This is a genomic window from Fenollaria sp. C0166D3, assembly GCF_056590255.1.
Genome location: NZ_JBWPVU010000004.1, coordinates 36,081 through 54,670, shown reverse-complemented (window position 1 = coordinate 54,670; position 18,590 = coordinate 36,081). Strand labels below are relative to the sequence as shown.

The following is an 18,590-nucleotide window of genomic DNA, read 5'->3' as shown; positions in this document are numbered from 1 at the left end:
TATAAGGACTGTGATTTGAGTCACAATGAATTATCTATTCGCTTAGCTTGCAAATACTTTACCAGATTAAAAACTCTACGCCATAATCCTAGGCTTAAGTACTTGCAAGCTTTTCGATTATGTGTTAGAATGATGATGTAATTAAAAATCGGGAGGTAAGTCATGGAAGAAATCAAAAAAAGAATAGAAGCGGACTCTATTGGTGAGAAGGAAGTACCATTAGACGCTTATTATGGCGTTCAAAGTCTAAGAGGTAAGGAAAACTTTCATATAACTGGCAGACACATTCATCCAGAGATGATTGTTGCTCTTGCTGAAATTAAAAAGGCTTGCGCCATCACTAACCAACAATCGCGCCTTATGTCTAAGGAAAAGGAAGAGGCCATTGCCAAGGCTTGTGATATGATTATCGAAGGAAAGTATCACGACGAATTCATCTGCGACGCAATTCAAGGCGGTGCGGGCACTACAGCTAACATGAACGCTAACGAGGTTATAGCCAACCTTGCTAATGAGATCATGGGCGGAGACCTTGGTACATACGACCACGTTCACCCAAATGACGACGTAAACATGTGTCAATCAACTAACGACGTTTATCCAACAGCTGGTAAGATAGCTGCTGTTAAGCTTGTTAACAAGACTATCGATCAACTTATGGACCTTATCAATGCTCTTGAAAAGAAATCGATTGAGTTTGACGACGTTATCAAGATGGGTAGAACACAATTACAAGACGCAGTACCTATCAGACTTGGACAAGAGTTTCACGCATACCAAAGCGCTCTACGCCGTGACGTTAGAAGAATTAAAAGGGCAAGAGATGTGCTTAAGGTTATAAACATGGGCTCAACTGCCATCGGTACTGGTATAAATGTTGATGTTAACTACTATGTAAATATTACTGAGACACTTGCGAGAGTGACAGGACTATCACTTAAACAAGCGGACGACATGATTGACGGCACTCAAAACCTTGACGGAGTGGCATTCCTATCGGCAACTATCAAGACTTGCGCTATAACACTATCAAAGATGAGTAACGACTTAAGACTTATGAGCTCGGGACCAAGAACTGGTTTTGGCGAAATCATTCTGCCAGCTAGACAAAACGGCTCATCCATAATGCCAGGAAAGGTTAACCCAGTTATACCGGAAGTAGCTAGCCAAGTTGCTTTCTCAATCATAGGTAACGACATGTGTATCACTATGGCGGCTGAAGCTGGTCAACTTGAACTAAACGCGTTTGAACCAGTTATGTTCTACAAGCTTTTCGAATCGATTGAAACACTTGGAAACGCTTGCGAAACTCTAAGAGTGAACTGCGTTGAAGGCATAATTGCTGACAAGGACAGATGCAAGGCGCTACTTGATAACTCTGTAGGCATGGTTACAGCCCTTGTTCCGCACATCGGCTACAAGAAGTCAGCAGCCATCGCTAAGGAAGCGCTTAAGACAGGCGAATCAGTTACTTCAATCATACTAAGAGACAATATCCTTGACCAAAAAGAAATAGATGAAATCTTCAACCCATTCCAATTGACTAAACCGGGAATTGCAGCGAGAGAGTTATTGAAAGATAAGGGCGACTTTGAAGACGACGATAAATAAATAAAACAAAACAAAAAATTTATGGGGAGCAAATGCATTAAAAATATGCATGAAATGCTCCCCATTTTTATCTGCAAATTTGTGTTATAATATAATTATAAAACAAAAAGGAGTTAATTATGAACTGGATCAATGCATTTGAAATAATTTGTTACATAATAGTCTCAATATTTTTACTAGACGTGATTAGGAAGAAAGCGTGGAACGAGCTATACATGTTTATATCAGCGGCAATAGCGGGCTTTTCGCTTGAACTACTTGCGGTGCGCTTAACGGACATCTATCACTACTCGAAGCTCTACTACATCATGATAGGCGTAGAGCCATATCAATTCCCTTTCTTTGGCGGACTTATGTGGGGAGCAGTGGCCGTCTGTGCGTATAGACTTGCCAAGAAATTTAAACTCAGCCCAATAATGACGGCGCTTCTATCGGGCTTTTTCGTCGTGTCGATGGACCTCTTACTAGATGTAGCTGCGATAAGGCTTTCAGGCGGCTTTTGGGTTTGGGACGGTAGACCCATTAACTTAGTCATTGACCAACATACCTTTATGTCCGTCATCTGGGTAAACTTCCTTGGCTATATGTTTGAAACGCCATCGATAATTTATTATTCACAAAAATATTGGCGCCGCAATGAAAAATCCATAATCAAAAACGTAATTGCCGCCATAATCATAGGGCTTATGTCGGTCGTGACAGTTGGCGTTTTAAGCTTCATATCGCTTAAGCTAAATGATGTAACGGATGAATGGTTTTCATTCATCGCCTTTGTGGTTTTGTGGCTATATATATTTATAAGGCTGATTAGAGAAATTGTTTTGAGGAGAAAAGAAGTAAAGATAAAACTAGACGACCCGGCACTGACAATATTTTGGTTCGCGCTATATCTTTACTGTTTAGCGGGCCTTGCGCATTTAGGCGTACTAAGCGCAAAGCCAATATACACTGCGCTTTGTGCACTGCTATCTCTTGGCACAGTACTACTTACTTTGATTAATTTTGCTACTAATGATGAAGATTTTAGTAAGGAGCTTCAAGATGAATAAAAATAATAAACTTAGCGCAATAATTTGCGCCATACTAGCGGCAGTTTTTTATGCGCTTAATACACCATTTTCAAAAGTTTTATTAAAAAATATCTCACCGACATTCATGGCCGCCTTCCTTTATCTAGGAGCTGGCATAGGCGTTGGCATTATGTACCTATTTCAATACAAAAAAGAAGACAGCTCAATGCGCTTAAGTCGAGAAGACCTGCCATATACGGTACTGATGGTTCTTTTAGACGTCATCGCACCCATACTTTTAATGATAGGTATATCCATAGGCTCGTCAGCAAACGCATCGCTTTTAGGAAACTTCGAGATAGTTGCTACAAGCATCATAGCTCTAGTGTTTTTCAAAGAAGCAGTTTCGAAAAATCTTTGGATAGCGATAGCCTTTATAACAGTTTCAAGTATAATACTTTCATTCGAGGGCGAAGGAGCATTTAGATTCTCCTATGGATCACTATTTGTAATACTTGCGACACTTTCGTGGGGACTTGAAAACAATTGCACAAGGAAAATTTCAAATAAATCAAGTTATGAGATAGTTACGATCAAAGGGATATGCTCAGGGCTGTCATCATTAATCATCTCATTCATCATCGGGGAGAAGCTGCCTGAATTTAGATACATTGCCTATGCACTTATGCTTGGCTACGTGGCATATGGCCTAAGCATCTTCTTATACGTAAGAAGCCAAAGAGATTTAGGAGCCGCTAAGACCAGCGCTTACTATGCAATAGCTCCCTTTGTGGGAACCTTTCTATGCTTTTTGATTAACGGAGAAGCCTTGAGCGCTTCGTACTTCATTGGGCTCATCTTTATGATAGTGGGAACCGTCTTTGTAGTTATGGATACTTGCTTAATCAAACACACGCACTTGCATACACATACGATAAGACATACACATGACGGAAGCACTCATACACATGAATTTACTCACGAGCACGCGCACAAGCACCTTTTAGATGAAGATGGCAGGAGCCACAATGCTTTTTTGAGCAGCGAAGAACATATGAGGCTGCATAAAAATAATTTATAAATATTAAGAAATAATATAACATATAGAATATTTTAAATATGTTCTGGGTATATATACAATGGTGATGATATGAATAAAATAGATACAAAACAATATGTTGATGAATTTTATAAAAGGATAGCCGAGGACAACAAGGTTTCGGACGAGGAGAAGCAAAGGGCAGTTGCCTACTCGCTTGGCTACACTGACGAGGACATAGAGCTCGGCGGCGACTTGGGTCTTGGCTGTGGCAATCCCATTCAAAATGCTAAGCTAAAAGATGGCGAGTGGCTACTTGACCTTGGCTGCGGCAAAGGGGTTGACGTCTTCAAGGCGGCTCGTGAGATGCACGGAACTGGCAAGGCTGTGGGCATAGACAGGCTCCCTGAGATGATTGAGAGAGCAAATTTCATTCGCGACAAGAGAGGCTTTGACAATGCGGACTTTTTAGTCTCGGACATTGATGATATCAATCTGCCTGACAATACTTTCGACGTCGTTATATCAAACTGCGTAATCAATCTCTTAGAAGATAAGGAAAAGGTTTATAGAGAGATATTCCGCGTGCTTAAGCCGGGCGGACGTGTTTCGATAAGTGACATCATTCAGATAAAAAAGCTTCCTGACGATATTCTAGCCGATCCTATCTTTCACGCGACATGAGTAGGGGGATCCATCACTTCAGAGGCTCTGAATAAGATTTTAGAAAAGGTCGGCTTTATGCCATACACAATTGTCGAAGAGGACTTGACAGAGGAGTACCTAAACAAGTGGGGACACGAAGGCCTTGACGAGTTTATCAAGCGTGGCAAGATACTCGCTATAAAGCCGTTTAATTAATTTAATAATTATGCTTATGGATGCTATTTAATAATGGCGTCCATTTATTTGCAAAAAAAAACACTATAACTTTAGCTAAATGACTTGACAATTAGTTTGCAAAGTGATACGATAGATGCAGTGAATAGTTTATTATATTAACCCTCCCTCAAGCTTTTTCTCCTTCGTTTGAGGGAGGGTATTTTAATTTTATATTTAATCAAAGACTATATATAAACGGTCTTTGATTTTTTTGTCTCTTTATGCTATAATTATGGGAAGAGGAGTTGATAAGATGGAAAAATATTATTTAAGTACACCAATTTATTATCCAAGTGGTTACTTACACATAGGAAACACGTATACGACTATAGTTGCGGACATGCTTAAGAGGTACAAAGAGCTTCAAGGCATGGATGTATATTTTGTTACAGGCTCCGACGAACACGGCGAGAAGATCCAAAAGAACGCTGAAAAGGCTGGCGTTACTCCATTGGAATTTGTTACTAATATTAACAAAGAAATATATAAGCTATGGGACTTACTTGACATAAGATATGATAAGTATATAAGAACTTCGGATAAGTCTCATGATGAGATGGTTAAAAAGATATTTACAAGGCTTTACGAGCAAGGCGACATCTACAAGGGCGAGTACAAAGGTCTTTACTGCACTCCATGTGAGTCGTTCTGGACTGAGTCTCAACTTGTTGATGGCAAGTGCCCTGACTGCGGTAGAGAAGTGCATCCGGCTCATGAAGAAGCTTATTTCTTCAGATTAAGCAATTACAAGGACAGACTTTTAAAATATTACGAAGAGCATCCAGAATTTATTGAACCAGAGTCTAAAAAGACTGAGATGATCAATAACTTCTTCAAGGACGGCCTTCAAGACCTATGCGTTTCAAGAACATCCTTCGACTGGGGCGTTCAAGTGCCATTCGATCCAAAGCATGTTGTTTACGTATGGATAGACGCTTTGTCATCCTACATTGACGCGGCAGGATATTTACAAGACGATGAAAAGTTCGAAAAGCTTTGGCCAGCTGATATTCACTTAGTTGGTAAGGACATTTTACGTTTCCACGTAATTATTTGGCCAGCTTTGTTAATGGCTCTAGACCTTCCACTACCAAAGAAAGTTTTTGGACATGGCTGGATACTTTTTGAAAGCGACAAGATGAGTAAGAGTAAGGGAAATGTCATCTACCCTGAACCAATAGTTAAGCTATATGGCAGAGACGCGCTTAAGTACTACGTTCTAAGAGAGTTTAACTTCGGCAGCGATGGTAACTTCCAAAGCAAAAAGTTTATGGAAAGAGTAAACTCTGACCTTGCAAATGACCTTGGTAACTTGGTTTCAAGAACTATTGCCATGGCAGAAAAGTACTTTGGAGGCACTGTTAATAAAAAGACTTCTGATGATGAATTTGATAAGGACTTAATAGATGTGGCTCTAACAAGAAAAGCTATTCTTGATGAAAAGATGGAGCACCTAAACTTATCAGTAGCCATTGATGAAGTATTTAAGCTAATCAGAAGGTCCAATAAGTACATCGACGAAACATGCCCATGGACTTTAAACGATGACGAACACAAGGAAAGACTTGAAACTATCATATATAATTTACTTGAAGCACTAAGAATTTCATCTGTTTTACTAAGCCCATTCATCCCTGATACTGCTAAGAAGATTAGGGAAGCACTTGGTTTAAGTGAAGAAATGAAATATGAAGAATGCGATGAATTTGGCAAAGTAGATAAATATACTGTAAAGAAGATAGATACACTATTCCCAAGACTTGACGTTGATAAAGAAGTAGAGAGACTACTTAGTGAAAACGCAAATTTAATTAAATCGAGAGAAGAAAAAGATGGCAAGGCAAAGGCAGAGGAAGCTGATGCTAAGCCAGCTATAGACTTTGATGACTTTGCAAAGCTTGATCTAAGACTAGGCGAAGTAATTGATTCGAAGGAACATCCTGAAGCTGATAAACTTTTGATTAACACTATAAAAATAGGCGACGAGACAAGAACTATTGTCAGCGGCATCAAAAAATGGTACAAACCAGAGGATATCATAGGTAAGAAGGTTGTCGTTGTATGCAATTTAAAGCCTAGAAAGCTTAGAGGCGTTGAATCTCAAGGCATGATACTTGCTTGTGAAAACGGCGATGACTTGTCACTAGTGACATCGCTTGAAGATATGCCATCGGGCTCAGTGATTGCGTAATGATATTCGTTGATTCACACGCTCATCTTGATGATGAGGCCTTTGACGAGGACAGAGACGAAGTCATAGCCGATATATTATCGGGCGGAAACTATTTTTTCAATATAGCATCTGACCTAAAAACAAGCTACTCGAGCTATGAACTTGCCAAAAAATACAATCACGTCTACGCAGTTGTAGGCGTGCATCCGCATGAGGCAAAAGATTACACGGCTGAAACGCGTGAGGCTCTCAAAGAGCTATTAAAAAAGGATAAGGTTATGGCGATAGGCGAGATTGGTCTTGACTATCACTATGATTTTTCGCCAAGAGATGTACAAAGAAAAGTTTTTATTGATCAGATAGATTTAGCTAGGGAAATGGATGTGCCCATCGTTATTCATATGCGTGAAGCAATGGAAGAAACTTATGAAATACTTGAAAAATACGCTCAAGGTATGAAAGTTCTAATCCATTGCTATACAGGATCTATAGAGATGGCGAGAAAGTTCCTAAAATTAGGCTACAAACTAGCTTTAGGAGGAGCGCTAACTTTTAAAAACGCAAAAAATACGGTTGATGTAGCAAAAGAGGTGTCTTTAGAAGACTTACTTATAGAGACAGACTCACCATATATGACGCCGGTGCCATATAGAGGCAAGAGAAATGACCCGAGAAAAGTCGTTTTGGTCGCAGAAAAACTTGCTGAGATCAAAAATATTTGCGTAGAAGAAGTGCTTGAAGCTACAAAGAAGAACGCATTTGAATTTTTTGGAGTGAAAAATGATTAAAGAACTCATAGTTGTCGAGGGCATGGACGACATCGCTCAGATAAAAAACGCTGTTGATGCCGACATCGTCGCGACACATGGCTATAAAATAAAAAAGACGCTCTTCGATGAGCTAAGAAAAGCTGTTAAAACGAGGGGAGTTATTGTATTTACTGACCCTGATTATGCTGGCAAGATGATTAGGCGCACCATAAATGAAAATGTTAAGGGCTGTAAAAACGCTTATCTAAAGCAGTCAGATGCGATTAAGAAAGATGATATAGGCGTTGAAAATGCTTCGAAGGAAGCAATTATCGATGCCTTGATGAACGCAAGAGCCTCGACAGAGGAGAGAACTGTACTATATACAACGAAAGATTTGTATGAGACAGGCCTCTTAGGCGCGGACGGCTCTAAGGAGAGACGCGAAAAACTTGCGAGCCTACTAAAAATTTCTAATTCAAACGCAAAAAAGATGCTCGATGCACTAAACTACTATCAAATATCGAGAGAAGATTTTGAGGAGGCTATGAAGAAAATTGACTGAAAAGGGTTTATATAGCATAGCAAGACTCAAGGAGCTGCAAGAGGACTTCGGCTTTGAATTTAAAAAAGCACTAGGACAAAACTTTTTGATCGATGGCAATATAATTAGGAAGATAGCTGAGGAAAGCGGCATTACAAAGGATAGTACCGTTATGGAGATAGGTCCCGGCATAGGCACCTTGACCGAGGAGCTCGCAAAGCATGCGAAGAAGGTCATTGCCTTTGAACTTGATGAATCACTTAGAGAGATACACAAGGAGACACTTGGCGAGCATGACAATGTCGAGGTCATTTACAAAGACTTTATGGACGCCACTGAGGACGAGATCAAGGCCTTGACAGGCGGAGCATTTAAAGTATGCGCCAATCTGCCATACTATGTGACGACACCCATATTAACATTCTTGCTTGAATCAAAACTTGATATAGATTCAATCACGGTTATGGTGCAAAAAGAAGTCGCTCAAAGGATAGTCGCAGATGAAAAATCAAAGGACTACGGCAGCATATCAGTCTTCACGCGGGCTTATGGCGATGCGCGCATTGCATTTAACGTGTCGAAGGACTGCTTCTATCCAAAGCCAAAAGTAGATTCAGCAGTACTATATATAGAGAAAAAGAAAAAAGATTTGGCAAATGAAGAGCTATTCTTAAAGATAATTAGAGCAGCTTTTATGAAGAGAAGAAAAACGCTTGCGAACGCTTTATTTAATAGCGAAGTGGGTATAGATAAAAAAGATACAGTGGCCGCACTAAAGGCCATTGGCAAAGGTGAAAATGCAAGGGCAGAGGAGCTAAGCTTTGATGACTTTGTAAGCATAACGAGAGACTTGGAGGGAGATTATGGAAAATAGAGAATTAAGTCAAGAAGACTTAGACGCAATAAAAAACGATGTCATCGACTATAAGATAGTTGAGAAACTTGCAGACATTATGAAAGCGCTTAGCGAGCCTTCAAGAATACAAATAATACACGCGCTAAGCTTAAGCGAGATGTGCGTTACAGACCTTTCATACGCGCTAAACATGACACAGCCACTTGTTAGTCACCACTTAAGGATATTAAGAAACCTTGGCCTAGTTAAGTACGAGAGAGATGGCAAGGCACTGATATACTCACTTGATGACGAACACGTTTTGATGCTGTATAAACAAGGCTTGGAGCACGCAAAAGAAAAAGTTCAATAGATATATTTTCTGTCACTGAAATGGTGGCAGATTTTTTTTATTTATAAAGATATAATTTATCTTTTGTAGACAATTATGACTTATTTATACTTAAAAATTAAATAATCTCTTGAATTATATAGTGAATTGTTTTATAATTGATTTATCACAATAAACAAGAGGAGGACTTATTATGAAGAAGAAAATTTCATTACTATTAGCAATGCTCATGCTAATAACATTTATGCCAAGCACATTTGCTAAGCCTAAGACTGTTGATGCGACTAAAAACACTAAAAAGATTATTCTTGATGGTGAAGAAGTTATGGTTGGCTCATATACTGTAGAGCGTTATAACTACCTAAAACTAAGAGATGTAGCGGCTCTGTTAAATGGAAAAAACTGTCAATTCAGTGTAGGATACGACAAAGAGAAAGAGCTCGTAATGATATATCTTGACAATAGCTACACTAAATTGGAAGGAGATTTAGTAGCTATTAAAAATGCAAAGGCAAAAGCATTTGTCGAGTCAAAGAAAATCCTTGTTAATGGTGAAGAAAAAGAACTTAAAACAGCCGTTATAGATAGGTATAACTACATTCAGCTTAGGGACTTAGCTTCTTTAATAGGTCTTGGCGTTGACTATGATGCCAAAACTGAAACCATAATTTTAAATAGCAATGGTGAAGTAAAAAACAATGAAGCAAATAAAGAAAACAAAGATAATAAAGATAATAAAGATAATAAAGATAGCAAGATTAGTGATGAAGATGAATTAGCCGGTATTATTAAGTACCGTGAAGCCCTTATTAAAGATGATGCTAAGCTTTGTAAAGAAGCGATGCAGCTAGCACTTGGTTGGGACGAGCTTCATGACTATGCTAATTACTTCCACGGATTAAGTAGCAAGGCTTGGGAGCACTCTAAAACGCTTGGATTTGACTTAGCTTCTGATTACAAAGAAATCAAAAAGAGTATAGAAAACACTGGTTCACATGAGCGTACAAGATATGAGTTTATATACGATCAAGGAGCAAGTCTAGTATTGTCACTATTTAGGGAGCTACCTGTAAATGGAGATGACACTTACGCTGGAAACAATCTTGGCGTAGATGTTGAACTTAGCAGGTCTTATACAGAAGATTCATATAAAAAATTAGATGCAAAAGCGAGAAATTATTTTGACAGAGCTCTTTCTATAAGCAATGACTTCGTTAGATGCGATGGACAAGCTCTATATAATAGGGCGTTTTATGATAAGGCATATAATTTATCAAGTAATCAATATGGCTTAGAAGAAAAAACTTGTAAATATTATGTTGATGAAGAGCTTAAGTTTATTAAGCAATTTAATTTTAATGCTAATAATGTAGGTAAAAAGATTTTTAAAATAAATTTGACTGACCTTGACGATACAGAATATCAAGTAATATATAGAGACAATGCTTCCAAAGTTTCTTATGTAGGTGTTTGGTCAGTAAGTGATCGCGGCGAGTCTTATCATAGTGTAGCCATTACAAAAGAATTTAATTAGTTTAATCAAAGGAGGGCAATTAGCTCTCCTTTTTTCATCTCTCACAAATTGTTACTCTTTTGTTACTCTTTCTTTACTATATATCTGATATACTATAGTAAAGATAGTAATTACTGTCTACACAAAGGGAGGTGGAAGTATGAAGAAGTCACTAGCCATTGTCATGACTGTATTGCTTCTACTAAGCGCAGCTATTAGCCCAGCTAATGCAGCAAGCATGAAGCATCACCACGACGGTGCCAACTATGATGTCCTAGTTAACTCTATAGCTAATCAAAAGAGAGGACTTAATTATCAATTTAATAAGTCTTTGCCAGGCGGTGAAACAAAATCTGTAGTAGCGAGCTTAGCGGTTCCTTTTGGAGCTAAGTTCAATAACACATACTATTATGAAGATGATAATTACTCTGGTATGATTAAAGTTCTAAGAACATCAGTAGTTAACTATTCAGACGGAACTAAGGATACCTTAGTAACATACGCTGGAGAAGTTAAAAGAAACAAGTAAATAAGGATTCGTACGAAGAAGGGGTAGCTCGATGCCACTCTTTCTTTTTTATAAAAGTCCATCTACTATACTTATTTATATTATTTTATATGTGCTTATTGCCTTGCATTTTACAATCTGTAGTGATATAATCATATTGATACTGTTTAAGGGAAGTTTAAAAAACGCAGTCGCCGCTGCCGTTGGCGCATACTGAGTAAACACTTAAGTCACTGTTATTCGTTTAATAATGGGAAGGCGTTTACAAGGGCTTAAAGCGCTAGCCGGAAAACCTTACTTTATCAAGAAATACCTTCGGCAAAGAGAGGTTCTTTTCTAAATCAATCTGATTTTTAAAAGGAGTCTTTGCGTAGGAAAATAAAAGGAGGAATAATTTATGAGGAAGAAAAATTTCATTCTCATGGGTCTTTCGCTAATTTTATTATCCGCAGACGCTTACGCAATGCACATCATGGAAGGTTACCTTCCTAAAGAGTGGTGCATAATCTGGGGACTAATATCACTACCATTTATCATACTTGGTATTAGAAAAATTGCAAAAGGCTCTGATTCAAACGAAAAGAAGGTTCTACTTGCACTTGCAGGTGGCTTTATCTTCGTATTATCTGCTATGAAGATCCCTTCAGTAGTAGGTAGTTGCTCACACCCAACAGGTACTGGTCTAGGTGCTATACTATTTGGACCACTTCAAACATCTGTTTTAGGTTTAATTGTTTTACTATTCCAAGCATTGTTATTAGCTCACGGTGGTCTAACTACTTTAGGTGCTAATACTTTCTCTATGGCCATAGCTGGACCTTTCTTAGCTTTTGCCATCTATCAATTACTAAAAAACAAAAACAGAAGCGTGGCAGTATTTTTAGCAGCAACACTTGGTGACTTATTCACTTACGTTATCACTGCGACTCAACTTGCTATAGTTTATCACGAAGGCATAGGCTTTGGTGCGGCTCTAGGCAAGTTCTTATCGATATTTGCTGTTACTCAAGTACCTATAGCTATAGTTGAAGGCTTATTAACTGTTGTAGTTGTTAACCTTATGGTTAGATACAAAGGTGAGGGGGTACTTAAAAATGAAGGAATCTAAAAAGACTAACTGGATATTAATTATCCTAGCGATTTTATTAGTTGTTACGCCATTAATCTTTGTTCAAGGGGAATATGGTGGATCTGATGACGCAGCAAGCGAACAAATTGAAGCCTTAAACCCAGACTATGAACCATGGTTTGAATCCCTTTGGGAACCACCATCGGGCGAAGTTGAATCCTTGTTATTTGGCCTTCAAGCAGCTATCGGTGCTGGAGCTATAGGCTACATCATTGGCAGCTGGAAGGGCGCTGCAAGCAAAAAAGAAAGCAAATAAAGGAGCTAAAAAAGATTGCTACTCATTGATCAGTTTGCCTATACGAACGGCTTAAGGCATGTTAAGGCGGGATACAAATTTTTATTCACCTTACTTATGCTTGTTTTGGCCATAGGACTAGACAATATATACGTAAATTTATCCATATTTTTATTAATAATAATTTTGGAGCTCACATGTGCAAAGTTTAAATTGAGAAACGTCATATCATTTATCAAAGTTCCGCTTATATTTATTTTATTAGGAACGATATTTTTGGTTATAGGTTTTTCAAAGGAAAATCATTTTTCCTACTCGATAAAGATTTTTGGCGGCTACTTTGGAGTGATTGAGGGGCAAGAGATGCTATTTCTCAGAGTTTTCATGAGATCTCTTGCGGCGACCTCTTCGGTCATCTTCCTAAGTGTAACGACACCCATGGTCGACATCATAAAAGTTTTTAAGGCCATGCATCTACCAAATGTCTTTATAGAGCTGTTTATGCTGATTTATCGCTTCATCTTCATCATCATAGAAGAGGCTCAAACCAATATCAATTCGCTTGAGATAAAGTTTGGCTTTATCAATACGAAGACCTCATTTAAATCAGTTAAGATTTTTATTGAGAACATGGTTTTGGGCATATTAAAGAGAAACGAAGAGATGATAAATGCACTAAATATCAAGCTTTACAACGGAGAGTTCCCAGTTAGGTGATTATATGTTAGAAGTTAAAAATTTAGAATATACTTATGAAAGTGGAAAAAAAGTTTTGGACGGGATAAGTCTTTCGACTAAGAACGGCGCCATCACTATGATTATAGGTGAGAATGGTGCGGGAAAGACTACTTTATTCAAAAATATCCTTGGTCTACTTAAAAGGGACAAAGGGGAGATAGTTGTCGACGGCGAAGAGCTTCGCTACGACAAGAAAAGTCTTTTGAATTACAGAAAAAACGTTACTATGGTCTTTCAAGACCCGGACAATCAAATCTTTTACTCGAATGTTTTTGATGACACTGCTTTTACGCTTAGAAATCTTGGCTTTGACGAAGATACTGTCAAGGAAAGGGTTGATAAGGCCTTAAAGAGTGCCAATGCATACGAACTAAAGGATATGCCGGTTCACTTCTTAAGTTACGGACAAAAGAAGAGGGTTGCCATCGCTTCAGCCATCGCCTTGGGTGCAAATTACATCCTCATGGATGAGCCGACTGCTGGACTTGACCCTGTCTCCATTGGCATACTTAAAAAGACTATTGCCGGTATTGCCAAAGATAGCTCGCTTCTAATATCTACTCACGATATGGAATTTTGCTATGAAATGGCGGACTACATCTATGTAGTTAAAGACGCTAAGATTATCAAAGAAGGCACTAAGTATGAGATTTTCAAGGATGAGGATGTCATCAAGCGTGCTAATCAAGAGCTGCCTATGTGCGTTAGAGTCGCTAATGCTTTGGGCGTTGACTTTTTTGATAATAATGATCAAATGATAGAGGAGTTAAAGAATTATGCTAAGCATAGCTCTTAATATAAAGGATAGACCTGTTACCATCATTGGTGGCGGGTCTGTCGCTTTAAGAAAGTTTAATACATTAGTAAATGAAGGCGCTTTAATAACTGTTCTTGCTAAGGACTTTGTAGATGGCTTTGTTGGCAAAAATATAAAGCTAATCAAGGATGCTTACAAAAAAGAGTACATAGAAGGAGCCTTTTTACTATACATCGCAACGGGTGACGAAGAGGTCAACAGAAGGGCCGAGGCTGATGCAAAAGAGCTAGGCATCTTGTTTAATAGATGTGACAAAAGCGATGAATCGGATTTTATATCCATAAACATGAAAAAGATTGGCGGCATCGACGTCTCCATATCTACAGGAGGAAGGCTTCCCGACTTAAACAAAACTATTATGGATGATTTAAAAAAATATGAGGCTTATGACGATGAATATTTAGATTTAGCATCTTTGCTTAGATCGTACTACATCCATTACCATAAACAAGATGAAATAAAAAAGATTAAGACTTATACTAAGGAAGAAATTTTACGCTATATAAAGGAGTTTGAAGACTTTGAAGATAAAGGTAGGAACGAGGACGAGTAGGCTTGCTCTGAAGCAGGTTGAACTTGTTTTTAGTAAACTTAAAGAATTTTATGAGATTGATTACGAAGTAGTTGGTATAAACACGCTTGGCGACATCGACAAGAAGACCTCGATCAGTCAGATGGGTGGCAAAGGCGTCTTCGTCAGAGCGATTGAAGACGCTCTTAAGGACGGCAGGATCGATATCGCTGTTCACTCCTTAAAGGATATGACTTCTGAGATTGAAGATGGCCTTGAGATCATCTACTTTGGTGATAGGGCTAGGCGCAATGACATCGTTCTTCTAAATGAAAAACACAAGGGCAAGACTGAGCTCGAAAGTGGCATGAGAGTCGCAACTGGCTCGCTTCGTAGGAAATTTTTACTAGCTATGGATGAAAAGTCTTATGAGATAGCCGAGATACGCGGCAATATTGAGTCAAGGATAGCAAAGCTCGATACAGAGGGCTTCGACGCGATTATATTATCAAGAGCGGCCATAGACAGACTTGACTTAGCTGATGGACTTTGTGGACGCATCATAGACTTGGACGAAGAAGCATTTTTGCCATCGCCATGTCAAGGGGTCATAGCTCTTGAAGTGAATAAAGAAAATCATGAGCTTAAGAAGATGCTTAAGTCAATACAAAATGAAAAAACTGATTTCGAAGTCGGCATAGAGAGAGCATTTTTAGCTGAGTCAGGCGCTTCGTGTAACAAGCCGCTCGGCATAAACGTAGTAAGCGAGAAAGACAAGGCACAGATCAAAGCCTTTATGGCCTCTGATGACCTAAAGAGATATAGATTTATAAATTTTGATACGGATAAAGAAAATTACTTAGCTGATGTAAAGAAAAATACTGAAGTGATTAAAGGAGATATAGATGTCTAAAGTATATTTAGTAGGAGCGGGCCCTGGTGATGAGGGCCTAATTACTGTCAAAGGCTTAAGGCTGATACAAAAGGCCGACTATATTATTTATGACAGGCTCATCAATTACAATTTACTAAACGAAAAAAAGGCAGATGCGAAAATTTTTTACGTGGGCAAAGAGGGGATGAAGTCCTCTTGGAAGCAAGAAGCAATCAATGATTTGCTACTTAAGTGCGCGAGCGAAGAGGGCAAGATTACAGTTAGGCTAAAGGGCGGCGACCCGCTTGTCTTTGGCCGCGGATCTGAAGAAGCACTCTTTTTAAAGGAGCGCGGAATTAAATCTGAGATAGTTCCTGGCATCTCCTCATCAATTGGCGGCCTTATCTACGCTGGCATACCAACAACTCACAGAGAAACGTCAAGGAGCTTCCACGTCTTTACCGGCCACACAATGGATGGCCCAGCCGAGCTTGACTGGGTAACCCTCGCTCATATGGAGGGAACTCTCATCTTTCTTATGGCGATGAGCAATATCGAGACCATAGCTAATAAACTTATCGCGGCAGGCAAAGATCCAAATACCAAGGCAGCCTTCATATACAAGGCGACTAGAGCGGATCAAAGGTCCTTCACTACTACACTTAAGGACGCTTACGAATGCAAAACTATTAACGATATCAAAAACCCATCTGTTTTTGTAATTGGTGACGTAGTTCAATTTGCTGATGAAATTGACTTCTTTGGCGATAGACCTCTTAAGGATAGGTCCTTTATTTTGCTTAGAAAAAAAGAATTCAATCAAGACTTTAAAGATTTTCTAATCGATCATAAGGCAGAATTTTTAGAGCTAGAGACTATTAAGTACACGCCCATCCATGACCATGGCTTTGACGAGGCGCTGAAAAATATCGAAGCTTATAAATATTTAATATTAACAAGCCGAAACGCAGTAGAATTCTTCTTTAAGAGGGCGCTTGAGCTTGGTATAGACTTTAGAAGATTTGCTAATATTAAGATAGCTTCAATAGGTCAAAAGACTATGAAGGACATAGAGGCTTATGGTTTTAAAGCGGACTACGTTTCGGAAAAATATACATCAGATGAAATGATTAAGAATATCACATCGAAGTTCGAAAAGGGCGCTAAGGTGCTTTACCCGCACTCAGACAAGGCGAAGGGCAATATTAGAGCGGCACTTGAGGCTTACGATGTGGATGCCTTTGAAATATACAAAAACAGCGACGAAGCTTATGAGAAGATGTATTTAGAAGATAGGGTTTACGATATATTCTTCTTCTCGTCATCGGAGGCCATTAGCTTCAATAAATTTTATCCAGAGCTAATGTCAAAGGCAAGGATATACTCAATCGGGCCATACACTACAAAGAGCATAGAGGCCATGGGCTACAAAGTCTACAAAGAGGCCAAGGTGCATGACTCAGAAGGTATGATAGATTTAGTAAAAGAGGAGATTAATTATGAAAAATAGAATGAGAAGACTTAGATTAAACGCAAATATCAGAGAAGTATTTGCTGAAACAGCACTTAGAAAAGAAGACCTTATCTATCCACTTTTTGTGAAAGACGGGGTAAATGAGGTAGAAGAGATAAAAAGCCTAAAGGGACAAAAGCAATACACTGTCGATAGGCTTGACGAAGTAATCAAAGAGCTAAAGGACTTAGGCATACGCTCAGTGATTTTATTCGGCGTGCCTGATCACAAGGACGCGTGCGGCTCAGGCGCTTATGCAAAGGACGGCGTCGTTCAAAGAGCTATCAGAAAGATCAAAGAGATTGACAAGGACTTCATCGTTATAGGTGACGTTTGCATGTGCGAGTACACTGATCACGGTCACTGCGGCATACTTCATGGTGATTATGTTGATAACGACGAAACCGTTTCCTATTTACAAAAGATAGCCGTGTCCATGGCAGAAGCAGGAGTCGATATAGTCGCTCCATCTGATATGATGGACGGACGTGTCGCAAAGATTAGAGAAGCACTTGACGAGGCGGGATACATAAACGTATCAATCATGAGCTACGCATCGAAATTCGCTTCAAACTACTACGGACCATTCAGAGACGCAGCTGGCAGCGCACCAAGTTTTGGTGACAGAAAACAATATCAAATGGATTATAGAAATAAAAAAGAAGCACTTAGAGAGATACTTTCAGATGTAGAAGAGGGCGCCGACATGCTTATAGTTAAGCCAGCTATGGCATACGGTGATATAATGAAGATCGCATCAGAAGAAACAAATTTACCTATAGTCGCTTACTCAGTTAGTGGTGAGTACGCTATGCTTTATGACGCCGTGGCAAACGGCCTTGTCAAAGAAGATATAATTATGGAGACAATGCTATCATTCAAAAGAGCAGGAGCAAATTTAATCATCACATACTTTGCTAAGTACTTAGCAGAAAGATTATAATGGCGAAGAAGTATTACGCGGTTAAGGCAGGTCGCAAAACTGAAATCTTCGAGACATGGGACGAAGCGAAAGAGCAGGTCCATGGCTTTAAGAACGCAATATATAAATCATTTAAAACTATGGAAGAGGCAGAAAATTACATGAAGGGTGCGGAGCCCGAGACAAGTCACGAGTTAGCTGGTAAGCTCCTTGCTTATGTCGATGGCAGCTTTAGTAATATCTTAAAAAAATATTCGGCGGCAGCCATCTTCGTAAAGGACGGTGAAGTCGTTCACAAGGCCTCGGTGGCCTATGACGATAAGGATCACTTGGCGATTCGTAACGTCGCCGGTGAGATAAAGGCGTCTATGCTTGCTATTAACTATGCAATTGACGAAGGTTACGACGAGGTCCACATCTACTACGACTACGAAGGCATTCGCAGCTGGGCGATGGGCTATTGGAAGACTAATAAGGACGCGACTAAGGCTTATAAAAAATTTTTTGATGAGAAAAAAGATAAAGTAGAGGTCCATTTCCATAAGGTAGAAGCACATACTGGCGACAAATACAATGAGATGGCAGATAAACTTGCCAAGGAAGCTCTTGTAAAAAGCTCTTGACATTTATATGTC

The 18,590-nt window shown here is 39.1% G+C and carries 20 protein-coding genes and 1 riboswitch; all 20 genes read left to right on the top strand.

Annotation, left to right across the window (positions count from 1 at the left end; all coding sequences use genetic code 11):
• Nucleotides 1-162 precede the first annotated feature (162 nt).
• The 20 genes from AC1EJ0_RS03755 to AC1EJ0_RS03660 all read left to right on the top strand — a co-directional run bounded on the left by AC1EJ0_RS03755 (nucleotide 163) and on the right by AC1EJ0_RS03660 (nucleotide 18,578).
• Nucleotides 163-1,611 (top strand): aspartate ammonia-lyase, encoded by a 1,449-nt coding sequence (locus tag AC1EJ0_RS03755; protein ID WP_480023354.1) that lies wholly within the window; start codon nucleotides 163-165, stop codon nucleotides 1,609-1,611.
• Between the two features lie 119 nt (nucleotides 1,612-1,730).
• Entirely contained in the window at nucleotides 1,731-2,660 is a 930-nt protein-coding gene (locus AC1EJ0_RS03750) for a hypothetical protein (protein WP_480023355.1), read from the top strand.
• Entirely contained in the window at nucleotides 2,653-3,702 is a 1,050-nt protein-coding gene (locus AC1EJ0_RS03745) for a DMT family transporter (protein ID WP_480023356.1), read from the top strand. The genes AC1EJ0_RS03750 and AC1EJ0_RS03745 overlap by 8 nt, the downstream gene beginning before the upstream one ends.
• Nucleotides 3,703-3,771: 69 nt before the next feature.
• Entirely contained in the window at nucleotides 3,772-4,344 is a 573-nt protein-coding gene (locus AC1EJ0_RS03740; RefSeq protein ID WP_480023357.1) for a methyltransferase domain-containing protein, read from the top strand.
• Between the two features lie 451 nt (nucleotides 4,345-4,795).
• Entirely contained in the window at nucleotides 4,796-6,733 is a 1,938-nt protein-coding gene (gene metG, locus AC1EJ0_RS03735; protein WP_480023358.1) for a methionine--tRNA ligase, read from the top strand.
• On the top strand, nucleotides 6,733-7,503 hold the full coding sequence (locus tag AC1EJ0_RS03730; RefSeq protein ID WP_480023359.1) for a TatD family hydrolase: 771 nt from the start codon (nucleotides 6,733-6,735) through the stop codon (nucleotides 7,501-7,503). Before metG ends, AC1EJ0_RS03730 begins: the two co-directional genes overlap by 1 nt.
• Nucleotides 7,496-8,029, top strand: a complete 534-nt coding sequence (gene rnmV, locus AC1EJ0_RS03725) for a ribonuclease M5 (protein ID WP_294983746.1) — start codon at nucleotides 7,496-7,498, stop codon at nucleotides 8,027-8,029. Before AC1EJ0_RS03730 ends, rnmV begins: the two co-directional genes overlap by 8 nt.
• The gene (rsmA, locus tag AC1EJ0_RS03720) at nucleotides 8,022-8,882 is read left to right on the top strand and encodes a 16S rRNA (adenine(1518)-N(6)/adenine(1519)-N(6))-dimethyltransferase RsmA (protein ID WP_480023360.1); all 861 of its coding nucleotides are present in this window, start codon (nucleotides 8,022-8,024) and stop codon (nucleotides 8,880-8,882) included. The genes rnmV and rsmA overlap by 8 nt, the downstream gene beginning before the upstream one ends.
• Nucleotides 8,872-9,216 (top strand): ArsR/SmtB family transcription factor, encoded by a 345-nt coding sequence (locus AC1EJ0_RS03715; protein WP_058259895.1) that lies wholly within the window; start codon nucleotides 8,872-8,874, stop codon nucleotides 9,214-9,216. Before rsmA ends, AC1EJ0_RS03715 begins: the two co-directional genes overlap by 11 nt.
• Before the next feature lie 172 nt (nucleotides 9,217-9,388).
• Nucleotides 9,389-10,729, top strand: coding sequence for a hypothetical protein (locus AC1EJ0_RS03710; protein ID WP_480023361.1), 1,341 nt, complete (start codon nucleotides 9,389-9,391; stop codon nucleotides 10,727-10,729).
• 139 nt (nucleotides 10,730-10,868) lie between these two features.
• Complete coding sequence (locus tag AC1EJ0_RS03705; RefSeq protein WP_480023362.1) at nucleotides 10,869-11,237, top strand: hypothetical protein; 369 nt, start codon at nucleotides 10,869-10,871, stop codon at nucleotides 11,235-11,237.
• 126 nt (nucleotides 11,238-11,363) lie between these two features.
• Nucleotides 11,364-11,531, top strand: a riboswitch (cobalamin riboswitch).
• 82 nt (nucleotides 11,532-11,613) lie between these two features.
• Nucleotides 11,614-12,324: an energy-coupling factor ABC transporter permease gene (locus AC1EJ0_RS03700; RefSeq protein ID WP_294983757.1), complete on the top strand. Its 711-nt coding sequence runs from the start codon at nucleotides 11,614-11,616 to the stop codon at nucleotides 12,322-12,324.
• Nucleotides 12,311-12,601: an energy-coupling factor ABC transporter substrate-binding protein gene (locus tag AC1EJ0_RS03695; RefSeq protein WP_480023363.1), complete on the top strand. Its 291-nt coding sequence runs from the start codon at nucleotides 12,311-12,313 to the stop codon at nucleotides 12,599-12,601. The genes AC1EJ0_RS03700 and AC1EJ0_RS03695 overlap by 14 nt, the downstream gene beginning before the upstream one ends.
• A 15-nt stretch (nucleotides 12,602-12,616) precedes the next feature.
• On the top strand, nucleotides 12,617-13,297 hold the full coding sequence (locus AC1EJ0_RS03690; protein ID WP_480023364.1) for a CbiQ family ECF transporter T component: 681 nt from the start codon (nucleotides 12,617-12,619) through the stop codon (nucleotides 13,295-13,297).
• Between the two features lie 4 nt (nucleotides 13,298-13,301).
• Nucleotides 13,302-14,114, top strand: coding sequence for an energy-coupling factor ABC transporter ATP-binding protein (locus AC1EJ0_RS03685; RefSeq protein WP_480023365.1), 813 nt, complete (start codon nucleotides 13,302-13,304; stop codon nucleotides 14,112-14,114).
• Nucleotides 14,095-14,688 (top strand): precorrin-2 dehydrogenase/sirohydrochlorin ferrochelatase family protein, encoded by a 594-nt coding sequence (locus AC1EJ0_RS03680; protein ID WP_480023366.1) that lies wholly within the window; start codon nucleotides 14,095-14,097, stop codon nucleotides 14,686-14,688. Before AC1EJ0_RS03685 ends, AC1EJ0_RS03680 begins: the two co-directional genes overlap by 20 nt.
• Nucleotides 14,657-15,559, top strand: coding sequence for a hydroxymethylbilane synthase (gene hemC / locus AC1EJ0_RS03675; protein WP_480023367.1), 903 nt, complete (start codon nucleotides 14,657-14,659; stop codon nucleotides 15,557-15,559). Before AC1EJ0_RS03680 ends, hemC begins: the two co-directional genes overlap by 32 nt.
• Nucleotides 15,552-17,030, top strand: coding sequence for a uroporphyrinogen-III C-methyltransferase (cobA, locus tag AC1EJ0_RS03670; RefSeq protein ID WP_480023368.1), 1,479 nt, complete (start codon nucleotides 15,552-15,554; stop codon nucleotides 17,028-17,030). Before hemC ends, cobA begins: the two co-directional genes overlap by 8 nt.
• Complete coding sequence (gene hemB, locus AC1EJ0_RS03665; protein ID WP_480023369.1) at nucleotides 17,020-17,976, top strand: porphobilinogen synthase; 957 nt, start codon at nucleotides 17,020-17,022, stop codon at nucleotides 17,974-17,976. Before cobA ends, hemB begins: the two co-directional genes overlap by 11 nt.
• Nucleotides 17,976-18,578 carry a ribonuclease H1 domain-containing protein gene (locus AC1EJ0_RS03660; protein ID WP_480023370.1) on the top strand — a complete coding sequence of 201 codons (603 nt, stop codon included), beginning with the start codon at nucleotides 17,976-17,978 and terminating at the stop codon, nucleotides 18,576-18,578. Before hemB ends, AC1EJ0_RS03660 begins: the two co-directional genes overlap by 1 nt.
• Nucleotides 18,579-18,590: the final 12 nt, after the last annotated feature.